4 protein-coding genes are annotated in these 3,248 nt (G+C 58.7%); 3 read left to right on the forward strand and 1 reads right to left on the reverse strand.

Annotation, left to right across the window (positions count from 1 at the left end):
- The 3 genes from H0V78_06645 to H0V78_06655 form a co-directional block, all read left to right on the forward strand.
- On the forward strand, positions 1 to 1,003 hold a 1,003-nt coding region (locus H0V78_06645; protein MBA2351458.1), incomplete at its 5' end, for an NAD(P)/FAD-dependent oxidoreductase.
- Positions 1,004 to 1,218: 215 nt separating this feature from the next.
- On the forward strand, positions 1,219 to 1,500 hold the full coding sequence (locus H0V78_06650; GenBank protein MBA2351459.1) for a hypothetical protein: 282 nt from the start codon (positions 1,219 to 1,221) through the stop codon (positions 1,498 to 1,500).
- A 263-nt stretch (positions 1,501 to 1,763) separates the two neighbouring features.
- Positions 1,764 to 2,402 carry a Crp/Fnr family transcriptional regulator gene (locus H0V78_06655; protein ID MBA2351460.1) on the forward strand — a complete coding sequence of 213 codons (639 nt, stop codon included), beginning with the start codon at positions 1,764 to 1,766 and terminating at the stop codon, positions 2,400 to 2,402.
- Between the two features lie 151 nt (positions 2,403 to 2,553).
- Here H0V78_06655 and H0V78_06660 read toward each other — a convergent pair whose 3' ends face one another.
- Complete coding sequence (locus H0V78_06660; GenBank protein MBA2351461.1) at positions 2,554 to 3,147, reverse strand: hypothetical protein; 594 nt, start codon at positions 3,145 to 3,147, stop codon at positions 2,554 to 2,556.
- Positions 3,148 to 3,248 lie beyond the last annotated feature (101 nt).

The following is a 3,248-nucleotide window of genomic DNA, read 5'->3' on the forward strand; positions in this document are numbered from 1 at the left end:
CTACACGCCGGGCTCCGCTTATCTGCTGCTGCATCACGCGTTCGGCGAAGTCAACGGCAAAAAAGGCAAATGGGGCCACGCGATCGGCGGCATGGGTGCGATCACGCAGGCGATGGCGGCTGAGGCCAAAAAGCGAGGCGTCGAGATCAGCGTCGATACGCTGGTTGCGCGGGTGAATGTCGGTATTCGACGAGGCGGAGCGGGCTCGCGCGGCGCGGTCGGCATCACGCTAGAAGACGGCAGCGAGATCGAAGCGAGCTCTGTGGTGTCGAATCTGAATCCGAAGCTGCTGTATTTGCGGCTGATTGACCGCGCCGAACTCGACGTTGATTTCGTGCGGCGCATCGAGCAATACAAATGCGGCTCGGCAACGCTGCGCATGAATGTAGCGCTGTCGGAGCTGCCTGATTTCACCTGCTTGCCTGGCGCCGATTTGCAGGCGCATCACCAATCCGGGATCGTCGTAGCGCCCACGCTCGGCTACATGGAGCGCGCGTTTTTCGATGCGCGCGCGCCGGATTTTGGCGGCATGTCGCGCGCGCCGGTCGTCGAAATCCTGATTCCCAGCACGATCGATGACAGCCTCGCGCCCAAAGGGGCGCATGTGGCAAGTCTGTTTTGCCAACACTTCAACCCGCAACTGCCCGACGGCAAAAGCTGGGACGATCTGCGCGAAGTGGCGGCCGACCTCGCCATCGCAACCGTCAATCGCTACGCGCCGAATTTCAAGGCCAGCGTGATCGGCCGCATGACGCTGACGCCGCTCGATCTCGAACGCAAATTCGGCCTGATCGGCGGCGATATTTTTCACGGCGCGCTGACGCTCGATCAGCTTTACAGCGCGCGCCCGGTATTGGGTTATGCCGATTATCGCAGCCCGATACGCGGTCTTTATCTGTGCGGGTCGGGCACGCATCCCGGCGGCGCGGTGACCGGCATCCCAGGTCACAATGCCGCGCGCGAAATCCTGCGCGATTTTCGCCGGAAACGGTTCGGCCGCTGACTCGACAGAAGCAGAACATGCGAGCGCTGAGTTAGCTGCGGAGTCAGCGGCTATCAGGCCGAAGATTCGAACAACTCCGTAAATATTTCACATTCCTTCCGCGCAATCCTGTGCAGAGTTTCGAATCCGATCTCCTTACAGTGGCCATCACTGTTTCGCGCTCATGCCCTCGCGGACAGGATGACCAGACCAGGGCGAACCTGAAGGAGATTGACATGTTGCATAAATATTCCGCGATCGTTATCGCACTTTTCGGATTGGGCATGCAAAACGCCTCCGCCGGCAATGAGCAGGCGCAACGCATGATATTGGGCGGCAGTTCTGTCGGGGCATCAGCGCTTCCCGCCGCGGCGACTTACAAGCCTGAGCGTTCCGGTCAGGATCAAGCCAGCGCACTCCTGGCCCCGGTCTTTGTCTCGGGAGCGTATGTTGGAACCGCAACGAGCGTTGCCCTGGACGGCCACGAGCAAGCCAGACGCATGATCGCAGCGAAATGACGGGGCAGGGAGTGACGGGGGCCTGGCAGACTCTCCGTCTGCCTGGCCCACCCAGGCGAGACATCCACTCTCGTCGCAGGCCGCGCCCGATGACAGACGCGAATCGCAGGTGATGAAGGAAGAATGATGCAGGCGCAACGGTTCAAATCGTTCGCCTGCCTCACCCTTCAGATTTATGCGTCTTGCATGAACCAGTATTCGATTCATAATGTTGCCGTTGTCCCTCGCTTTTCGGATCACGTGTACAGGACCTGAAACCCATCATGACCGCCCATCCTTTTTCGCTGGATTTGACCGAAACGCAATTGCGCGCGCTGGCCGCGCACGGCGTCGCCCGCACGTTTCAAAGAAATGCCGTCGTCATCAACGAGGGTGACGAAACCGATTCGCTTTACATCATCCTGTCCGGTAAAGTGAAAGTGTATCTGGCCGATGAAAGCGGCAAGGAGGTCGTCCTCAATACCGCAGGCCCCGGAAGCTATTTCGGCGAAATGGTTCTGGATGGCGGGCCGCGTTCGGCCTCGGTGATGACCCTGGAAAAGTCGGTGTTTTCCGTGGTCAGCAAATGCGAATTCAGGAAATTTCTGAGCGAAAATCCGGACGTTGCCATTTACATCATCGAAAACCTGATCGCGCGGACGCGCGCGCTCACGGAAAACGTAAAAAGTCTCGCCCTCATGGACGTCTACGGCAGAGTCGCGCGGACACTACTTGAACTCGCCACCGAGCTGGAGGGAAAACTTGTGATCGCCGACAGGATGACGCAACAGGATCTGGCCAATCGCGTCGGCGCGTCGCGCGAAATGGTGAGCCGCATCTTGAAAGACCTGAGCGCCGGCGGATACATTTCGATCGAAGGAAAAAGGATTCAGATCATCAAGAAACTGCCGCTGCACTGGTAGCTCTCCGGAACGAGAAGCTTTAGCCAGTGCAGGCTGGGTTAGCCGCGGAGCGGCGTAACCCGGGAATTCGTCTTTGAACCAATCCCCGGGTTTCGCTTTCGCTCACCCCAGGCTACGCACGCTGCCAAGCTTCTCCTGCGTTTTGCGATTCTCAATAGAAGCCCAGATCATCCCGGACGGGTTCTCTCGGAGCCGGTAACGATCCCACGCTCTTGCAGCGCACGCCCAGCGCGGTGATATATTTTTCACGATGGTACACTTCCAGCCCGGTGACAATCTGATCCGCGGGACAACCCACCCATGGGCCCCAGGGTTCCCATGCAGTGGTCTCTTTCGGGCAATTGGGCTGAGTGAATGTCATTGGCAACTGCCGAGTTGTGACGTCACTGCTGGCAGACACGAGTGCGGGAAGAATCGTTATCCCCTTGAGTTCATAGTTGTCGACCCCGCCTCCCCAGCCACCCGTTCCCTTGCAGACTCGGAGAGAGCGTATGAAACCTCCCTCCAGGTCGCTGAACGATACGACCTTGCCTTTCAGAAGCTCTTTCCCCGGCCTGACCTGGCATTTGTCAAGCTCGAATTCAGCCAACCTTCGCGTTAGGGTCTGGTAACGCAGATCAACCATCCGTCCCCGGAGCTCGATGTAGCATGGCTGATTGTCTTCCTCCCGGATGCTTATAGCATTGACCGCATAGTAATCCGCCGGATTCGGCAGCTTGACGTTCTTGCCGATGTCGACCGACACGCTGTCGTCCGAATGTGACCCGGAGTAAAATGGTCCGGGCAGGCGCTCGTGGGGCTCATCATCGAACATCTGGAGCAGGCAGTCCTTGCAGATTGCTGCCG

Source organism: Burkholderiales bacterium (genome assembly GCA_013695435.1).
In the GTDB taxonomy this organism is placed as follows: Bacteria; Pseudomonadota; Gammaproteobacteria; order Burkholderiales; family JACMKV01; genus JACMKV01.

Coding starts and splice junctions, on each gene's coding strand:
- H0V78_06655 (MBA2351460.1), top strand. CDS start 1,764: ATGACCGCCCATCCTTTTTCGCTGGATTTGACCGAAACGCAATTGCGC.
- H0V78_06650 (MBA2351459.1), top strand. CDS start 1,219: ATGTTGCATAAATATTCCGCGATCGTTATCGCACTTTTCGGATTGGGC.